The organism is Alcanivorax sp. 97CO-5 (genome assembly GCF_000524665.1).
Lineage (GTDB): Bacteria > Pseudomonadota > Gammaproteobacteria > Pseudomonadales > Alcanivoracaceae > Alcanivorax > Alcanivorax borkumensis.
In genome coordinates this window covers 276,895-294,328 of sequence record NZ_KI965898.1, presented here as the reverse complement: position 1 = coordinate 294,328, position 17,434 = coordinate 276,895, and the positions used below count along the sequence as shown (strand labels likewise).

18 protein-coding genes are annotated in these 17,434 nt (G+C 53.2%); 6 read left to right on the top strand and 12 right to left on the bottom strand.

Annotated features, from left to right (window positions below):
• Window positions 1-365: 365 nt before the first annotated feature.
• The 5 genes from Y017_RS09360 to Y017_RS09340 all read right to left on the bottom strand — a co-directional run bounded on the left by Y017_RS09360 (window position 366) and on the right by Y017_RS09340 (window position 7,313).
• A complete protein-coding gene (locus tag Y017_RS09360; RefSeq protein WP_051428734.1) occupies window positions 366-2,675 on the bottom strand; it encodes a heavy metal translocating P-type ATPase in 2,310 nt (769 codons plus the stop codon).
• A gap of 30 nt (window positions 2,676-2,705) precedes the next feature.
• Window positions 2,706-4,058 (bottom strand): APC family permease, encoded by a 1,353-nt coding sequence (locus Y017_RS09355; RefSeq protein ID WP_081737601.1) that lies wholly within the window; start codon window positions 4,056-4,058, stop codon window positions 2,706-2,708.
• 129 nt (window positions 4,059-4,187) lie between these two features.
• Window positions 4,188-4,937, bottom strand: a complete 750-nt coding sequence (locus tag Y017_RS09350) for a copper resistance protein B (protein WP_035460407.1) — start codon at window positions 4,935-4,937, stop codon at window positions 4,188-4,190.
• Window positions 4,934-6,691 carry a copper resistance system multicopper oxidase gene (locus Y017_RS09345; RefSeq protein ID WP_035460406.1) on the bottom strand — a complete coding sequence of 586 codons (1,758 nt, stop codon included), beginning with the start codon at window positions 6,689-6,691 and terminating at the stop codon, window positions 4,934-4,936. The genes Y017_RS09350 and Y017_RS09345 overlap by 4 nt, the downstream gene beginning before the upstream one ends.
• A gap of 88 nt (window positions 6,692-6,779) precedes the next feature.
• Entirely contained in the window at window positions 6,780-7,313 is a 534-nt protein-coding gene (locus Y017_RS09340; RefSeq protein WP_011588646.1) for a plastocyanin/azurin family copper-binding protein, read from the bottom strand.
• A gap of 221 nt (window positions 7,314-7,534) precedes the next feature.
• On the opposite strand from Y017_RS09340, the gene Y017_RS09335 reads away from it, so the two are divergent.
• Window positions 7,535-8,203: a response regulator transcription factor gene (locus Y017_RS09335; protein ID WP_007151491.1), complete on the top strand. Its 669-nt coding sequence runs from the start codon at window positions 7,535-7,537 to the stop codon at window positions 8,201-8,203.
• A 106-nt stretch (window positions 8,204-8,309) separates the two neighbouring features.
• Window positions 8,310-9,557 (top strand): ATP-binding protein, encoded by a 1,248-nt coding sequence (locus tag Y017_RS09330; RefSeq protein WP_231483467.1) that lies wholly within the window; start codon window positions 8,310-8,312, stop codon window positions 9,555-9,557.
• Between the two features lie 467 nt (window positions 9,558-10,024).
• Here Y017_RS09330 and cadR read toward each other — a convergent pair whose 3' ends face one another.
• Window positions 10,025-10,432, bottom strand: coding sequence for a Cd(II)/Pb(II)-responsive transcriptional regulator (gene cadR, locus Y017_RS09325; RefSeq protein ID WP_004364961.1), 408 nt, complete (start codon window positions 10,430-10,432; stop codon window positions 10,025-10,027).
• Window positions 10,433-10,527: 95 nt separating this feature from the next.
• On the opposite strand from cadR, the gene Y017_RS09320 reads away from it, so the two are divergent.
• The gene (locus Y017_RS09320) at window positions 10,528-11,424 is read left to right on the top strand and encodes a cation transporter (protein ID WP_011588649.1); all 897 of its coding nucleotides are present in this window, start codon (window positions 10,528-10,530) and stop codon (window positions 11,422-11,424) included.
• A gap of 4 nt (window positions 11,425-11,428) precedes the next feature.
• Window positions 11,429-11,941, top strand: a complete 513-nt coding sequence (gene lspA / locus Y017_RS09315; RefSeq protein WP_022986212.1) for a signal peptidase II — start codon at window positions 11,429-11,431, stop codon at window positions 11,939-11,941.
• A gap of 309 nt (window positions 11,942-12,250) precedes the next feature.
• On the opposite strand, the gene Y017_RS09310 is transcribed toward lspA, so the two are convergent.
• The gene (locus Y017_RS09310; RefSeq protein ID WP_011588651.1) at window positions 12,251-12,466 is read right to left on the bottom strand and encodes a helix-turn-helix domain-containing protein; all 216 of its coding nucleotides are present in this window, start codon (window positions 12,464-12,466) and stop codon (window positions 12,251-12,253) included.
• A gap of 87 nt (window positions 12,467-12,553) precedes the next feature.
• Here Y017_RS09310 and Y017_RS15570 point away from each other — a divergent pair, with 87 nt between their 5' ends.
• The gene (locus tag Y017_RS15570; protein WP_011588652.1) at window positions 12,554-12,916 is read left to right on the top strand and encodes an SEC-C metal-binding domain-containing protein; all 363 of its coding nucleotides are present in this window, start codon (window positions 12,554-12,556) and stop codon (window positions 12,914-12,916) included.
• Between the two features lie 74 nt (window positions 12,917-12,990).
• Window positions 12,991-13,242: an AbrB/MazE/SpoVT family DNA-binding domain-containing protein gene (locus Y017_RS09300; protein ID WP_031226830.1), complete on the top strand. Its 252-nt coding sequence runs from the start codon at window positions 12,991-12,993 to the stop codon at window positions 13,240-13,242.
• A 1,237-nt stretch (window positions 13,243-14,479) separates the two neighbouring features.
• Here the strand turns inward: Y017_RS09300 and Y017_RS09295 are convergent.
• The 5 genes from Y017_RS09295 to Y017_RS09275 form a co-directional block, all read right to left on the bottom strand.
• On the bottom strand, window positions 14,480-14,809 hold the full coding sequence (locus tag Y017_RS09295; protein ID WP_011588654.1) for a YnfA family protein: 330 nt from the start codon (window positions 14,807-14,809) through the stop codon (window positions 14,480-14,482).
• A gap of 12 nt (window positions 14,810-14,821) precedes the next feature.
• Window positions 14,822-15,745 (bottom strand): cation diffusion facilitator family transporter, encoded by a 924-nt coding sequence (locus tag Y017_RS09290; protein ID WP_011588655.1) that lies wholly within the window; start codon window positions 15,743-15,745, stop codon window positions 14,822-14,824.
• A gap of 67 nt (window positions 15,746-15,812) precedes the next feature.
• Complete coding sequence (locus Y017_RS09285) at window positions 15,813-16,172, bottom strand: DUF3147 family protein (protein ID WP_011588656.1); 360 nt, start codon at window positions 16,170-16,172, stop codon at window positions 15,813-15,815.
• Between the two features lie 8 nt (window positions 16,173-16,180).
• Entirely contained in the window at window positions 16,181-16,531 is a 351-nt protein-coding gene (locus Y017_RS09280) for a DUF6488 family protein (RefSeq protein WP_035460405.1), read from the bottom strand.
• 28 nt (window positions 16,532-16,559) lie between these two features.
• Window positions 16,560-17,411 carry a HupE/UreJ family protein gene (locus tag Y017_RS09275; RefSeq protein WP_051428739.1) on the bottom strand — a complete coding sequence of 284 codons (852 nt, stop codon included), beginning with the start codon at window positions 17,409-17,411 and terminating at the stop codon, window positions 16,560-16,562.
• Window positions 17,412-17,434 lie beyond the last annotated feature (23 nt).

Here is a 17,434-nt window from a genome sequence, read left to right as displayed (position 1 = left end):
TGTCAGATCAAGTCTGAATTACTACATCTGATTCTGACCAATAAACGACCATCTGGCTGTTTAATGAAGTAATCGTTGCCGACCCTCATCACGGTCAACAGATCACGGATGAAGTCGCTTAAGGCGCCAGCTATGGCAAAATAGCCCCTACTCGAGGCTCCACGCCGATGGCCTAGGATTGCATGCCCAAAGATCCGGTAGGCAGGTATTTCCGTGCCCAGCTTCTCCTTCATCGTGGTTTTGACGTCGATTTCGATCAGCACCCCGAAGCAGTTATCCGTGAGAGACTGACGCGCTCGTTTGTCAATCGCCTCAAAATCAGCATCTTCTATGGTTCGATCAATAGTGTACGGCACCAGCGATTATTACTTAGGGCCAAGCTTGATAACTCGCAGGCGCAATGCATTCACAATCACGCTGAAAGACGACAGCGACATTGCAGCAGCCGCGAAGATCGGTGAAAGCAGTATCCCGAAGAACGGGTACAAAACCCCCGCCGCAATCGGAACGCCCGCGGAGTTGTACACAAAAGCAAAGAACAGGTTCTGTCGGATATTGCGCATGGTCGCCAGCGACAGACGACGCGCTTCTACAATACCCATCAAGTCGCCGCGCAGCAGCGTAATGCCCGCGCTTTCGATGGCCACATCTGTGCCGGTGCCCATGGCCACCCCCACGTCCGCCGTTGCCAATGCAGGCGCGTCGTTAACGCCATCACCCGCCATCACGACAACACCCCCTTCATCTTTCAGACGCTGGACGATCTTGCCCTTATCTTCCGGCAGTACCTCCGCTTCCACTTCATCGATATGCAATTTGCGAGCAACCGCCTCGGCCGAGGTGTAGTTATCGCCAGTCAGCATGACCACTCGAATGCCGTCTTTTTGCAGCGCGACAATAGCAGCGTGGGTCGTTCTCTTGATGGGATCGGAGATGGCCAACAGCCCAGCGATTTTTCCATCGACGGCGGCAAAAATCACGGTAGCACCATCTTTGCGATGCTCGTCGGCATCGCTGTCAAATCTAGTGGTGTCGACATTCTCCGACTCCATGAGAAGACGATTACCAAGCAGCACCCGCTTGCCGTCGATTTTTCCTGTTACCCCTTTACCGTTGGGAGAATCGAAGTCTTCCGCATCCGGCAGCTTCAGCTCCATGCCCTTGGCTTTGTCCAGAATGGCGTGGGCCAGTGGATGCTCACTGCCTTTCTCGAGTCCGCCCGCAAAACGCATCAAAGCATCGTCATCGTACCCATTCGCTGTAACAATTCGGGTGATTTGTGGCTGCCCCTCTGTCAACGTGCCGGTCTTATCCACTACCACCGTATCTACCTTTTCCATGCGTTCAAGGGCTTCCGCATCGCGGATCAGCACACCACTTTGGGCGCCGCGGCCAACACCTACCATGATCGACATCGGCGTTGCCAGACCCAGTGCGCAAGGGCAGGCAATGATCAGAACACTGACCGCCGCAATCAGCCCGAACGCCATGGGCGGTGTCGGCCCAAGGAATGACCAGGCTATAAAGGCAACAATGGCAATTAGGATCACGGTGGGCACAAACCAGCTCGCCACCTTATCGGCAAGCCCCTGGATCGGTGCGCGGCTGCGTTGGGCGCTGGCCACCATCTGCACGATTTGGGAAAGCATGGTGTCCCGGCCAACCTTGTCGGCCCGCATGATAAAGCTGCCCTGTTGGTTAATACTGCCGCCAATCACTTGGTCGCCAGACTTTTTGCTGACTGCAAGAGGCTCACCGGTCACCATGGACTCATCCACGTTGGAGCTGCCTTCAAGTAACTCACCGTCCAGCGGCACCTTGTCCCCCGGGCGCACTCGCAGGCGATCACCCACCTTGACCTGATCCAGCGACACATCGGACTCGTCGCCCTGGTCATCCAGCTTTCGGGCCGTCGCCGGTGCCAGATCCAGCAGCGCCTTGATCGCGCCCGAGGTTTTCTCCCGGGCCCGCAGTTCAAGCACCTGGCCTAACAGAACCAGCACCACGATGACCGCAGCCGCCTCGAAGTAGACGGCGACAGAACCGTCTTCCTGCCGAAAGGCGTCGGGGAAAATCTGGGGCGCCAGTGTCGCCACCAGGCTGTAGATCAGCGCCACGCCAGTACCAATGGCAATGAGCGTGAACATGTTCAGATTGCGGCTGACGACGGACTTCCAGCCTCTGACAAAGAAAGGCCAGCCACACCAGGCCACTACTGGCGTCGCCAACACCAGTTGAATCCAGTTGGACATTTGTGGGGCAACGATCTGGTCAAGGCCGGTGAGATGTCCGCCCATTTCCAGCACCAATACCGGCAGGGCCAGCACCAGGCCAATCCAAAATCGACGGGTCATGTCTTTGAGCTCTGCCGAGGGCCCGTCATCCAGACTTACCTGCTCGGGCTCCAGGGCCATACCACAGATAGGGCAATCTCCGGGGCCCTGCTGGCGAATTTCCGGATGCATCGGGCAGGTGTACATGGCGCCCGGAGCCACGGGTTCGTCCTGTTTCTGTTCTCCACTGAGGTAGTGTCCCGGGTCGCCGTCAAACTTCGATTTGCACCCCGAAGAACAGAAATACCAGGTTTTCCCGCCATGCTCGCTGCGATGTTCCGCCGAGTGTGGATTCACCGACATGCCGCAAACAGGATCTTTGACCGTGTGCTCAGCCGTCATGGCCGATCCCTCCCTATCGAGTTCTGGTGATTAGTGATGATGAGCATGAGATTCTTTGTGTCCCGCTTCTTCGGCTTCTGTGGCCTTTTTCAGGAACAGTTGCTCGGCCACTGCGATAACAATCATGGTGACAACCGCCACGCCAATAACAAACAGGTCAGTATTCAGTTTGACCCAAACGAAGCCACCAAGAGCGAGCAAATCCAGAACAATTGCCACCGTGGGCACCCACACATTGGCCTTCACATCCTCCCGTAAATAGCGCAGAACGCCCCAATGGATAGCAATGTCCATGATCAGGTAAAAAATGATGCCCAGCGCTGCAATTCGGGACAGGTCGAAGAAGGCCGTGAGGATAAGCCCAAGCACCACGGTATAAACCAGCGTGTGCTTCTGGATGCTACCGGGCATGCCGAAATGACTGTGGGGGACCAGCTTCATTTCAGTCAGCATGGCCAACATGCGTGAGACGGCGAAAATACTGGCCAGAATGCCACCGGCGGTGGCCATCATCGCAATGGCGACGGTAAACCAGACGCCGTAGTCGCCCAATGCGGGACGCGCAGCGGCCGCCAGAGAGTAGTCCTGCGTTTTGATGATTTCCGCCAGGGACAGGTTACTGGCAACGGCGAAACCGACCAGGGTGTAGATCACCACGCAGGCTGCGATGGAAATAATAATCGCTCGCCCCACGTTTCTCTTGGGGTCTATGACTTCCGAGCCGCTGTTGGTGATGGTGGTAAAACCTTTGAAGGCCAGAATGCCAAGGGCCGTTGCCCCCAGGAAATTGCCAAAGGTTCCAGCCTCACCGGGGCTAGAGAAATCAACAGAAACACTGTCGGCAATCCAGATACCCACCAGCCCGAAAACCAGAATGCCTCCGATCTTCAGGATACCTATAAAGGAAGCCACGCCCTGAATCATTCGGTTGCCCAACAGATTGATCAGAAACGCGGCCAGAATTAGTGAGACGCCAAGAATGGGCACCATGCGGCCACTTTCATCGCCATCGAACAGTTGCATGGTGTAAGAACCGAAGGTTCGCGCAAGAAAGCTCTGGGCAATCACCATCGAGAAATACATCAGCAAAGCATTGAAAGCCGTCGGTAACCGATTGCCATAGGCTTTGTGCAGGTACATGCCTATGCCCCCGGCTGACGGGTAGGCATTGGAAATTTTGATGTAGGAATAGGCACTGAAGCTTACGATTACCGCCGCGGCCAGAAACGCCAACGGGAAAAGAACGCCGGTCATCTGCGCCATCTGCCCGGTAAGGGCGAAGATACCGGCGCCAATCATGACACCGGTGCCCAGCATAACAGTTCCCGGAAGTGTAAGACTGCCTTTCTGATAGCGCGTGGTTCTGTCGTGCGTGCTGCTCATACAACCTCCTGTTGTTTTGAACGGCGTTTGATACTCAATAAATAGCCAATGCTGGCTTGGGTAGATCTCACTTGCATCAATGTCGAGAAAAACGGGCCAAAGAAATATCTTTAGCCCCTAAGTACCTGATCAGAGTGCGATGCGCGCTCCAATCACAGCAAACCAATCTGCTGTACTGCCGCCGTCCGCTTCGGCAAAGTCGGCACTATCGCCGTATTTGCGCTCATGCACCACGCCCACATAAGGCGAGAACGCACGGTCGATCAGATCATAGCTCAACCTGAGTCCGGTTTCGGTAGAAACCAGTCCTTTACCAACGCCAATTTCCCGGTCCTCGCTAAACGCAACCGTGGCATCCAGCGTTGCCGCCAGAATCCAGTAGTTGGTGAGAAGCAGCTCGTACTCTGCATCCAGTTCGGCTGACGTATCGCCATCCTTACTGACATACAGGTTTGCATCGATCTCAAACCATTGGGGAGCCAGCCCGGCTACACCGAGAACGGCATATGTACGGTCCGGCCCCTCGGGCGTATCGAAACGCACACCCGCTTTGGCGTCAAAGAACTTGGAGATAGGGATCTGGCCGACCAGTTGGTTTTCCAGTGTTTCGTAGGCCTGCTCCTCTATCTCGTACTCCCCGGTTGTGAGCAACCGGACTTTGAACTCATCGGTGCCATAGAAGGCATCCGCATTCCAGACGCCCAGTTCCTCGTCATCGTCGCTGTAGCGGTATTCAAACTCCTCAAATTGAACACCCCAGGTTGTGAGCGGCTGTTTACGAGCGGTGGTGTCGGAGATCATTTCCTGAGCTGTCACCGCCGTTGAGAATCCGATAGAGGCAAAGAAACTGACCGCAACAAGTGATCGAATACAACTCATGCCTCACCTCCTTCTTCAGCAGCCGCGTCTGATTTGGCCTGCGTCGACTCTGGCCCACCTTCAACAACCACCTTACGGAACATACCAGCGGCCGCGTGGTAAGAGAGGTGGCAGTGGAACGCCCATTGGCCAGGCTCATCAACCTCGGTTTCCATGTACACCGTCGTGCCTGGGTTCACGCTAATCGTGTGCTTGATCGGGTTCCACTGGCCTGCGCCAACATCAAGGATGGACCACATCCCGTGCAGGTGCATGGGGTGAGTCATCATGGTTTCGTTGACAAACTTGAAGCGGACCCGCTCACCGTATTTCAGGCGAATCGGATCGGCGTCCTCGTATTTAACGCCATTGATACTCCAGGTGTACCGTTCCATATTGCCAGTCAAACGAAGCTCAACTTCCTTAGTTGGTTCACGGTCTTCATACAGTGGATCCTGAGCCTTCAGGTCAGCGTAGGACAGGAACTTGCCGCCATTGGCTGCCGTGGGGACGAGGCCACTTCCCTTCGCATAGAAGGGGTCGCTTGGACCTTCTTTTCCCATCGCCATGGAACCATGGTCCATGCCGGACATACCCGAATGATCCATTCCTTTCATATTTGAGTGGTCCATGTTGCTCATGTTTGCGTGATCCATTCCCACCATCGAAGAATGATCCATTCCGGACATCCCTTCTGAGCTATTCATATCCATTTCGCCATGGTCCATACCGGACATACCGCCCATATCAGCCATAGTCAGGCGGGCCGGTTCACGCAGTTGCGGCACGAACGCTTCCATACCTTCTTCTGGGGCCAGTGTCGCTCTGGCATAGCCCGAACGCCCCATGGATTCGGCGAAGATGGTGTAGGCCTGCTCACCTTTCGGGCGGACGATCACATCGTAGGTTTCCGCCACACCGATCCGGAACTCGTCCACACTAACCGGCTGAACGTTGTTGCCATCAGCCTGCACAACGGTCATGTCCAGACCGGGGATCCGGATATCAAAGTAAGTCATCGCCGAGGAGTTGATGAAGCGCAGCCGAATGCGTTCGCCCGGCTCAAAAAGCCCAGTCCAGTTCTGGTCCGGCCCTTTACCGTTGATCAGCCCTGTAAAACCCTGCAAGTCCTCGACATCCGCTTTCATCATCCGCATGCCACCCCAGGCCATACGGTCCCGAACGGTGTTCATCAGGCCGTTCTCGGACACGTCAGAGAAAAACTCTCCGACAGTCTGCTGCTCGCGGTTGTAGTAGTCCGGCATCATCTTCAGGTTACGCATGATGCGATCACCGGAGTGCGGGTGCTTATCGGTTAGCTGAACTACGTATTCGCGATCGTAGCGGAACGGTTCACGTCCCTCGGGTTCGATAACGATGGAACCGTAGGCGCCATCCGGCTCCTGAAAACCGGAGTGGCTGTGAAACCAATAAGTACCAGCCTGCTGGATGGGAAATTCGTAGGTGAAGGTTTCACCCGGCTTGATGCCTGGAAAACTGATACCAGGCACACCGTCCTGATCAAAAGGAAGGATCAGGCCGTGCCAGTGAATGGAAGTCATCTCATCAAGGTTGTTGGTCACGTTGATCTTGACGTTTTCGCCTTCCTTGAAGCGCATCACCGGCCCGGGAGATGCACCGTTATAACCGATGCCGTTTTTCACGAAATCGCCGGTGTCAATTTCGACCCGATCAACCGTGAGATTATATTCGCCAGCCATGACCGATGCAGACATCAGCAGGCTTAACAACACTGAACCTAATCGGCTGTTCATACTTTTTGCTCCAAATCGCTCTTCACTAAGAACCCTCAAAATAAATACCTACAAGCCCACTGGATCAACGCCCCATTAGTGAACTCAGTTACTGGACCTTGACGTCACCGTACATCCCTGCCTGGTAATGACCCGGCACGTTGCAGGCGAACTCGATATTGCTGTTATCGGAAAACTTCCAAATAACTTCCTGCCTCTGGCCCGGTTCCAGCAGGACGCTGTTAGGGTCGTCGTGTTTCATGGACTGGCCGTTCCCCATGTCCATTTCCATCATGTCGTGGTTGAGCTTTCCGCCCTGGATGACGCCATGTTCGACCATCATCATCATTTCCTCCTGATGCCCCTCATGCATCTCAGGTGTGCCGATGTTGAACTCGTGAACGAGGTTCCCCTTGTTCTCCACCACGAACCGCACCGTTTCCCCGGGGCTTACGATGATTGATTCCGGTTCATAGTAATTGTCGTACATTTCGACTGTTATGGTTCGGCTGGCCTCTGAGGCTTTGCCGGGCTCACCACTCGCAGCGCCGTGATCATGTCCTCCACCATGGGTTCCAGCGGCAAAGGTGGTCGCCGACAATAAGATAGTTGCGGCAGCAACGAGGAATTTTGATACGGTCATATATCTTCTCCTTTGAACAGCTTTGGCCCTGAGGGCCGGGTTGGCCCTGAGGGCCGGGTTGTCTCACTCAAAACTTGAGCAATATCCAGAAGCGGTTGCTACCATCGCTCAGCAACCTGAATCCAGGCTGAAAATCGGAATTATTTTTTGTTCTGGCACAATTCAGCTTGGGCAGCGACACTGACGGACTCTGATGCTCAATTTAGAAAGGCAGTTCAGGAATGAGATTACTTCTGGTGGAAGATGACTACCTGCTGACAAATGGGCTAAGCGCCCAACTGGAAAAGGCCGGTTTCAGCGTGGATACCGCCCGTACAGCGCGGGAAGCCCGGCACCTCGGGCAGCAGGAAAGTTACCGCGCCGGTATTCTTGACCTGGGCCTGCCCGACGGCAACGGCCTGGACGTACTGAAACAGTGGCGGACGCATAAGGTCAGTTTCCCGGTGTTGATCCTGACCGCCAGGGGAGACTGGCAGGACAAGGTCAATGGCTTGAAGGCCGGCGCCGATGATTACCTCGCGAAGCCTTTCCAGACCGAAGAGCTGATTGCCCGACTTCACGCCATCGTCCGGCGAAGCGAAGGCAGAATAATGGATACCCTGACAGCGGGCCGGTTCGAGCTGGACGAAAATCGCCAGACGTTAAGGGCCGGTGACGAGACCGAACATAGCCTGACCGGTACGGAGTTCCGTTTGCTCCGATGTCTGATGAGTCGTCCCGGGCAGGTTTTCTCGAAAGAACAGCTTCTCGACCAGCTATACAGCATCGACGACATACCCAGCGAGAACGTGATCGAAGCGTATGTGCGGCGGCTCAGGAAGCTGGTGGGACCGGACACCATCAAGACTCGACGTGGTCAAGGGTACCTGTTCGATGCCGATAGCCGCTAGACCTCGCTCAGTCAGGGGGATGCTCCTGATTCTGCTACTTCCGGCCGGTATTGGTCTGATGGCACTGGCTTGGATCATCCATGGGGCCTTGCTGGAGAGGATGACCATGGACTTAGTAGAACGCCGCTTGAAAGATGAGGTAGCTTTTCTGGAACACCAGATCCGCCAATCCGGTGGCCAGATTGATACACTCCAGACCGGCGACTATTTTCAGGAAGTGCTCCTCCACGCCTTCGCCATCGCCATCGCTTCTCCGTCTGGGCAGTCCATCTCACCGGAGACCTGGACTCCGATTCTGAGACCGTTGCTCACCTCCGGGCAGGAGGGAGCCGTGAGAGCCAGGGATGCTGAGGTACCATCTGCGCCTTCCCAAATGCTTGGGTATCGCCGTGCCTTCACGGTCGACGGAAACCCCTTCGTGATCATTGTTGCCGAGGATATGGAGGCGCTTCATCGGAGCCAGGCCAAACTCCATATCTGGACTGCCGTCGTCTCGGTTTTACTGGTCATTCTGATGATCGGGAGCATATGGCTGGGAATCACTCTGGCCCTGCGGTCAATAGCGGGCCTTCAGATGAACCTGAAAAAACTTCAGTCAGGCGAGCTCTCCCGTATTAACGCAGACGGCCCGGAGGAGTTCCGGCCCCTCGTCCGGCAACTCAATCGACTGCTGGATTCACTGGATGACCGGCTGGAACGCTCCCGTGACGCACTTGCCAACCTTTCCCACAGCGTGAAAACCCCCATAGCGGCTGTCAGACAGATCCTGGAAGACACCAGTCGCCCGCTCGATGAGAAGCTGAGATGGGAAATGGCGGCGCGCCTCGACGACATAGATGCTCAGCTTGAGGCCGAAATGCGGCGAAGCCGGTTTGCGGGTCCACAGGTCGGCCAAAGTGTATGTCCGATCAAACAGGCCCGGGATCTGCTGTGGATGCTTGGCCGCCTCTACCCCGATAAATCTTTTGAATTGTCAACGGATCTGCCTGAAAACCATCGCTGGCCTGTCGAGGAGCATGATCTGAACGAAATCCTTGGCAACTTGCTGGATAACGCAGGCAAATGGTCATCCCGCTGGGTGGAGCTCACGCTGAGTGAAGATCAAGAGCAGTTAAAAATTATCATCAGCGACGACGGAGCGGGCGTATCAGAAACAGCCCACTCACAATTGGGCAAGCGAGGATTGAGGCTGGACGAGCAAACACCCGGTCATGGATTGGGGCTGGCTATTGTCCACGCAATAGTTGAGCGTTATCAGGGACAGGTTCATTACACGTCCAGTAAGGTAGGAGGCCTTACTGCAGTTGTTGTAATCCCTGGTTCTGATCGATTCGGCGACCGGTCAGACAACTGACACCTTCACCCTCCATTCTCTATGCTTCAAGTCAAATTCATCAATAGTTGGGATGATGATTTGGAGTCTCGTCCAGCCTGTTCAATCTCGACCGCTCTATAATGAGCTTTTCCTGAAGGATACTGAATCTACACCCACTAACACTACTTGCTCTACTTGCAACCCAAAACAGCAAACCGATGCTTTTGATCATGAATTTTACACTCCCCCCCCCCTTTCACTGCATGCCAGAGCCCGCCTTGTGCGGGCTTTTTCATGCCGTTTTGGAGTTTCTATGGATATTCGAGCGAGCTGGGCCTGTACCACGTACAGGGCTACGTTAAGCCTGAGGAGATTATCAGTACGGCGGCCACCATTTTGTATGGCTGAAAGGTGTCTAGCAAACCGGTGGCGATTCAGTTGATCTTACCTTTGCATGAGAGTGAGACAGACCGGCATCTCATCGGATTATCTGGTTGATGCTTCACCTACTGCTGGTGCATGTTTCCTTCGCTAATTCCAGCAAGAACCCCACACGCCTCAACTTCCCGGTCATCGTTGCAACTCGCTCTCAGTGAAACGAGTTGTTTCTCAAGCGCTTGCAGAGCGGTTATCTGCGACCGCACATGAGAGATGTGATCATCGAGCAAGGCGTTGACGGCGGTACAAGGCTGATGAGGGTCGTCCTGATAGCTCTGTAGTTCGTGAATCTCAGCCAGTGACAGGCCCAGGATTCTGCAGCGACGGATGAAGGCCAGCCCCTCACCATGCTTCTCGGTATAGACACGGTAACCGTTGTCCTGCCGATCAGGCGGCGGCAACAAGCCCTGCTGTTCATAGAAGCGGATCGTCTGTGTTTCGACCCCTACCAACTGCGCCAACTGACCAATGCGCATCAGCCTCCTCCCCAACGGATTCTTTACTCTATTGACCTTATAGTAGCTTTATAGTTTTAAATGGTACCACAACATTGTTCAAGTGGAGTCGTATCATGAGCAAATCCTGTGGTGGCGCCTGTGGCGGTGATGCAACGTCCGCAGCGGATACCGATATACAGGCCTCCTCCGAGGCGCCAGGGAGATGGGTCAGTGTTTATGCCGTGCCGAAGATGGACTGTCCATCAGAAGAACGAATGATTCGCCTAGCCCTGAACGGCTTTGAGGAGATTCGGGCGCTGTCCTTCGACTTGTCGAACCGCCGGCTGAAGGTCGTGCATGACGGCGAGGTCGAGCCCGTCACCTCGAAACTGAAGACCTTGGGGCTAGGCGCCTCGCTTCAGGAAACCGTCGCTGCAAATCCGGAGACCATCAAGGCCGCCGAGTTTTCGGCAGCTTCTGCTAAGCAAGAATCCGGGACCCTGCGCTGGTTGCTCGGCATCAATGCACTTCTGTTCGTGGTGGAAATGACTGCCGGTCTGATCGCCCAGTCCACCGGCCTGATTGGAGAATCCCTGGACAATTTTGCCGATGCGGCGGTGTACGGGCTTGCCCTTTATGCGGTTGGACATAGCGTGAAAATGCAGGTACGTGCCGCGCATCTTGCTGGTGTACTGCAACTGATCTTGGCTGTGGGCGTGCTCGTAGAGGTGGTGAGACGCTTTGTATTCGGTAGTGAGCCTGAATCGCTGGTGATGATGGCTATCGCATTCGTCGCATTGATTGCCAATACCAGTTGTCTGCTGCTCATATCCAAACATCGGGAAGGCGGGGCGCACATGAAGGCAAGCTGGATATTCTCGGCCAACGACGTGGTGATCAACCTGGGGGTCATCACCGCCGGCGCCCTGGTCGCGTGGACCGGGTCCAATTATCCGGATCTGATTATCGGCACCATATCGGGAGTCATTGTACTTAACGGGGCCAGGCGTATTCTGGCGTTGAAGGGTTAAATAATTGCTCATTATTGGCAACAAGCACTCGTCGTATGCCCTGTTTTCCATATCGAGCCTGCTGGCAGCGTCAGATCAGGCTGCAAAGTGGCTGGTGCAGCAATCAATGGCCTATGGCGAGTCTATTTCAGTGACCCCGTTCTTTAACTGGGTGCACGTATGGAACACCGGTGCCGCATTCAGTCTTTTTGCGAATGGCGGAGGCTGGCAGCGCTATTTTTTAATCGGAATCGCGGTGGTGGTCTCGATTTTCCTGATCAAGCTGATTCTTGAAAATCGTCATAAAGGAGAAGCCTTCGCTTACAGTCTTATCCTCGGTGGCGCCATGGGCAACCTGATTGACCGAATATTTCGCGGCTACGTTGTGGATTCCTTTGATTTCTATTGGCGGGACTGGCACTGGCCGGCCTTTAATCTGGCTGATATTGCTATTGTCACCGGTGCCTTGCTTTTCGTTTCCGGCAGTTTGTTGGGCGAAAAAACAAACACCAATACAAACCCAGATAGGCAAGGCTGACGTTACAGCTATGAACGCCATTGGGAAGAATGTGCGGTTCGCTAAGCGTGGGCTTCTTATCGTGTTTTGCTCAGACCCGGCAAGCGGGTCATCCTGTAGATAGTCCATCGCAAGTTCATTTGCCAGGTCTAAAACCTTGAAGGCAAGCGATCGGAGAATGCGGAGGCCTTCCGTATCGCGCAGCGGCTAGATGAGTTCTTGGAGAATGAATTCAACCTCCCCTCCCCCCTACAACTTCCTGACGACACAAAACCGCTTGAACGAAAATAGTGAATTAAAGCCTGATACCGGTTCTACATGATAGGAATATCATTCATCGGTTAGAAAAATAGCAGCAGGAAGCGAGAGAGCGTCGCTAATCTGGTAGATTTTGAGCAGAGTAATGTTCTTTTCGCCACGCTCAATGTGACCCATATAGCTGCGGTCCAAGCCTGCTAAACTTGCAAGCTCCTCTTGGGATAGGCCTTTCTGCTTTCGCATTGCTCTAACCTTTGCGCCAAATGCCTGAAGACGAGCATTGCTCATGGAAGTCTCACCTAAAAGTGAGAACTATCATTTTTTGATGCCTGAGCATCCACGGACTATAATACCCATTTTCCGTTTGGGTGGAGAATGTCTCACCTGCAAAGAAATGCGCCATGCCCATGTGGTAGCGGGGTTAAATACAAGAAGTGCTGCTTGCCAAGGCAGGAAGCAGAGCTGCACGCCACGAACCAAGGGCAGGTATATGCGTTATTGAACCAGATTATTCCAGACACAATTGGCTCGCCCGACGAAAACAGCAAGGAGTTCCAGCGACTTGAGGAGTGGGCTAATCGCTATTTATCAGGGATTGATCGCCGGCACCCTCTATTTGAGCCTCTGTCCGATCATTTGTGCACACACAGTGAAATCATTGCAATCGCCAAACAACAGAAGATCCATAGTTATTTGTCCGTGGCCGAACCTCTATATATTGCATGGCTAAATTCTTGACCATCACTACCACATGGTTGTTACGGGTGATTTATCTATTTAAATTGAGGTTACACCCAATGTGTGAGGTGCTTATGAAATTGAAAGTGCAGAAAATTAGTAATGGCGCAGGACTTCGAGTCCCTAAAACTGTCTTGCAGCATCTTGGTCTTGATGTGGGAAGTATCGTTGATATGGAACTGACTGATGAGCAGTTGATCATTCGCCCAAAGCCCATGCCGACCTTGGAAGAGATGTTGGCAGCTTGTACACCAGAGAATACCGCACTGAGCGAGGAAGACCGCGAGTGGCTTAGCGATGGTCCGGTCGGTAAAGAGATTTTGTGATCCCCTGCCCGGCGCCACCAATAATGTAACAGGGATGCAGCGGTTGCGTCGCGCACAGTTGACACGGCATTCGTGCTACCCGATTGATTATCATAATAAAATACACCACTTGGTGTGCATACATGTTAAATATGGTAATTATTAGAACGCAGCTTGGAAAGATCTAGTGCATGTGGTCGTAAAGGCCCTGTAATGGACGAAAGACCAGAGCGTGTGTTTCTTGCAGTAGATCAAGAAACCTCAATTTCTGTCCCTACTGACGTATTTGATAGGGCTGCTGTAGCTTGGGTCAATCAAAGCAAGAAAGCTTTAGGGGAAGATTTGCGCGGGGTATAAGATCACCACCACATCTGCTTCTAGCCCTTTTAAAAGAAGCGTGCGGCCAACTGCCTTATCCACAAGACCTTCCAAGTCCACTTTTTCTACCGCTGTTGCGTCTCGCTTGTTAGCTTGTAACGACTATTCGCATTTATATAGGGTCACCAATTATTAAAACCGCCCCACCCCGCTCTGGTGGTTGAGTTCTCGCGGCAAACAACTGCTACTTTACGGCAGCACTAGCGTTGATTTTGATCCATTCAACTTGGGAAGGGGCTGTTCGCAAATCGACTGCTTTATTTGCTTTTAGCCTGTTCTTAGATGCAAGGAGCCAGGTCCCAAGAGACTGACATCCTGCCCGATTCCATCGCCAAGACGTTTTTAACGAGGCGACTTCTGGGAAGTGAGTTAAAACATCGGAACTCCAATCGACCAAGATATTTCCACGAAAATTAAATATGGCCGCATTAGGTCCCCTAGCACGCTCACAGGAATGACTTGGGAAATGGGAACCACAATTTGATGTTGGGCAATATTACAATCTTGGTACTCATTGACCAACTAATTTGCATAAAAAAACGTAGTAGCACGGTTTCTTATTTCAGGGTAGTCACTGCCGCAATGCTGCTAATCCTGCATTTTGGGTGCGTTAGAATGAGAACTGGTTTGTCGCCGCCATGTGAGGCCAAGGTTGTCGCTATTAGCTGGAGCGCTGAAGGAGCCTCCTCTTCTAACATCTAAAAGCTTTAACTCAGGAGCCATGCATCCATTTTCGCAGCTCTGTAACTTTTTCTTGGAATTCTTTATCTGCGCTGGAAATATTGGCCCTACCATTCCATATGCTATTTCTTCGTACCAAGTTTGAGATTTAAACCACTCATTATTTCATGTTCGAGATGCCGCAGCTAAAGTTTCCCTGTCATCCTCGCGGGGCAAACATGATAATACCCATACCCGCGAGTGCTACCGCCACGCCCACAAAATCCCATGGATGAGGACGAACCCCCTCCACACCCCAGAGCCACAGCAAGGCAACGAACACATAGACCCCGCCGTAGGCCGCATAGACTCGTCCGGCATCGGTCGGATGCAAAGATAGTAACCAGGCGAACATGGCGAGGCTTGCGGCGGCTGGTAGCAACACCCATCCGGGAGCGGATTTTTTTAGCCACAAATACGGCAGGTAACAACCGACGATTTCGGTCACAGCTGTGAGGATGAATAATCCCAGGGTGTAGAGAGCCAACATGATTTCGCTCTTCTAGTGATGATCGCCAGCAGATAAACGCTGGTCAGAGGAATCTCGACAGAATTCTGCCGGCAGTTCAATTTCGATGGTCGTGTGAGCCAGTTGGTATGGCTCAAGTGCATCGGCCACCGCTATCTTGGTGGCGAGGTATTGCTCCAACGGGAAAGAATCCCTCATCACCAAATGCACCGTTAAAACATGGTGCTCTCCATCTAGGGACCAGAGGTGTTGATGGTGAACCTCGCTTATATGTTCAATGCCGAGCAGCGTTCGCCGAATCTCATCATGCAGCGCCGGGTCTGGTACCGCCTGGATAAAAAGTTTGCCGGTGGCCCAGAGGTTGCGGATTACATTTACCAGAATAAACAGGGTAAAACCGATGGACAGCAATGGATCAAGGATGGGCCAGTCCACGAATTGCAAAATGATCGAGACGATCAGCACCGCGACCCAGCCCAGGACATCTTCTAGTAAGTGCCAATTGAGCACTTTTTCGTTCAGTGACTTCCCTTTGCTCAGACGGTAGGCGGCGAACCCATTGACTGTAACCCCTAACAGGGCCAACGCGAGCATTCCTTCGGTAACTGGCATGACCGGGTCGGCCAGACGAGGGATCGCTTCACTGAGCACCCACAGCGACCCGCCCACCAAGACCAATCCGTTGATCAAGGCACCGAACAACGATAGCCTGCGATAGCCATAGGTAAATTCCCGGGTAGCCGCTTTACGTCCCTGCCGGTTCAGGAACCAGGCACTGCCTATGGCCAGGCTATCGCCCAGGTCATGCACTGCATCGGCCAGGATGGCCGTGCTGTTAGTCAACAACCCCCCAACAAACTCGATGAGGGTAAACCCCACATTGAGAAAGAATACCAGGCCAAGACGTCTGGAACTGGTGTCGTCTGAATGATTGTGCGCGTGATCATGGTGCCGCATTCATCTTACCTCGTTATAATGGTTCAACGGTTAAACGTGCATAGACGTATCTGGGTGGTCTGTCATATCAAGGCCACAAATTAATGCCAAATTGGCGCAGCAGTAGCGCGAAGATGCCGAAGCAAATAGCGGTAACCGCGCAGCTGACAAGTAGCGTTGGCCAGAAGCCCAATCGGCCCAACAGTAATGGGAAACTTAAAAACATGGGCAATGTCGGCAGCACATACCAGAGGGTATACCAGGCATGCCGGGCGATTTTCTCGTGAGGCTGATTTTCCACGTGCAGCCAAATCAGCACCAGAATGGTCACCAAAGGCAGTGCCGCCACCAGGGCGCCTAACTTGTCACTGCGCCTTGCAACCTCCGACACCACCACCACGATGGTTGCGGTAATCAGGTATTTGGTGATAAGCCATTGCCATGTCATAAATGTCGCTACTCCAAACCGTCAAACTCACCCGTAAAATTCACATCGTAAACTTTCCCGTCGCTGGATATGAGCACGTAAAGTGTTTTTGCCTCAGTCGCATTGGCCACCGAGATGATGAAATAACCACTACCTTTCTTATGGATCTTCATAGCGGTAGCTGACGTTGTCTTCCAGTTTTCAGGCAGTTTTCCAAAGCCCAGTCCGACATCCTTGTCTGCCAACTGGAAGGTCGTGTCTTTGGCGAGCTGAAGCGCCGACGCTTCCGAAATCGGCTCGTGAGTGTGATCACTGTGTGCAAAAGCCTGCTGAAAACCGGCCAATAGAATAAGCGTAAAAATGGCAGCGAAAAATTTCATGATGGTATTCCCACAAAAGTTAACAAGATTAATGCGCGTGTGGCTCGCCACCCTCGTGGCGATGGACTTCGGGTGCTTCGGGCTGCGGGTCAGCGGACGGGGCTCCGAGCTCAAGGTTTCTCGGGTAGTTCGACAGAGGTGCTTTGTTATCTTCCATGTCCTCGTGGACATGCTGGTGGTCGTCCCGGTTGAGGGGGAAATCATCCGGATACTGCGTGTGCTGGAATCCATGTAACTGCATCAGCAGCAACAGGCCACCGGTAAGCATTATCGCCACGTTCGAGGCTTTGCTGAAGCGCCCAAATGACGGGGTTTTTCGCCACACCATGAGCAGGGCCAGCATAATGCTCAAGGCCACAATCTGGCCTAACTCGACGCCGACATTGAACGACAATATCTTGAGTACCAGGCCATCGTGCCCCAGCGGCAACTGCTGAAGCCGAGTGGACAGGCCAAACCCGTGAATCAAACCAAAGGCAAACACCATCCAGGTTAGGTTCGGGGATTTCATTTGCAAGTGCTTCTGAAAGCCGCCGAGGTTGTCGAAGGCTTTGTAACAGACCGTTAGCGCAATCACCGCATCGATCAGGTAGTAATTGGCGGTAATGCCAAACAGTGTGGCGAACACCAGGGTAATGGAATGGCCGACGGTGAAGGCGGTAATGAACTTGATGATTTCGCCAAAGCGCGTCAAAAAAAACATAACGCCGAACAGAAACAGCAAATGATCATAGCCACTCAGCATATGGGTGGCGCCCAACCGGATGTACTCCAGATAGCCCGCATTGAGTATCCGGGCCTGGTCTTCCGCCGACATGCCATGTGCCCAGGCCGAGGCACTAGCAAAAGACGCAATGGCGACAAATAAGAATTTAATCATAATGTATTCAACCTTGGTGATGA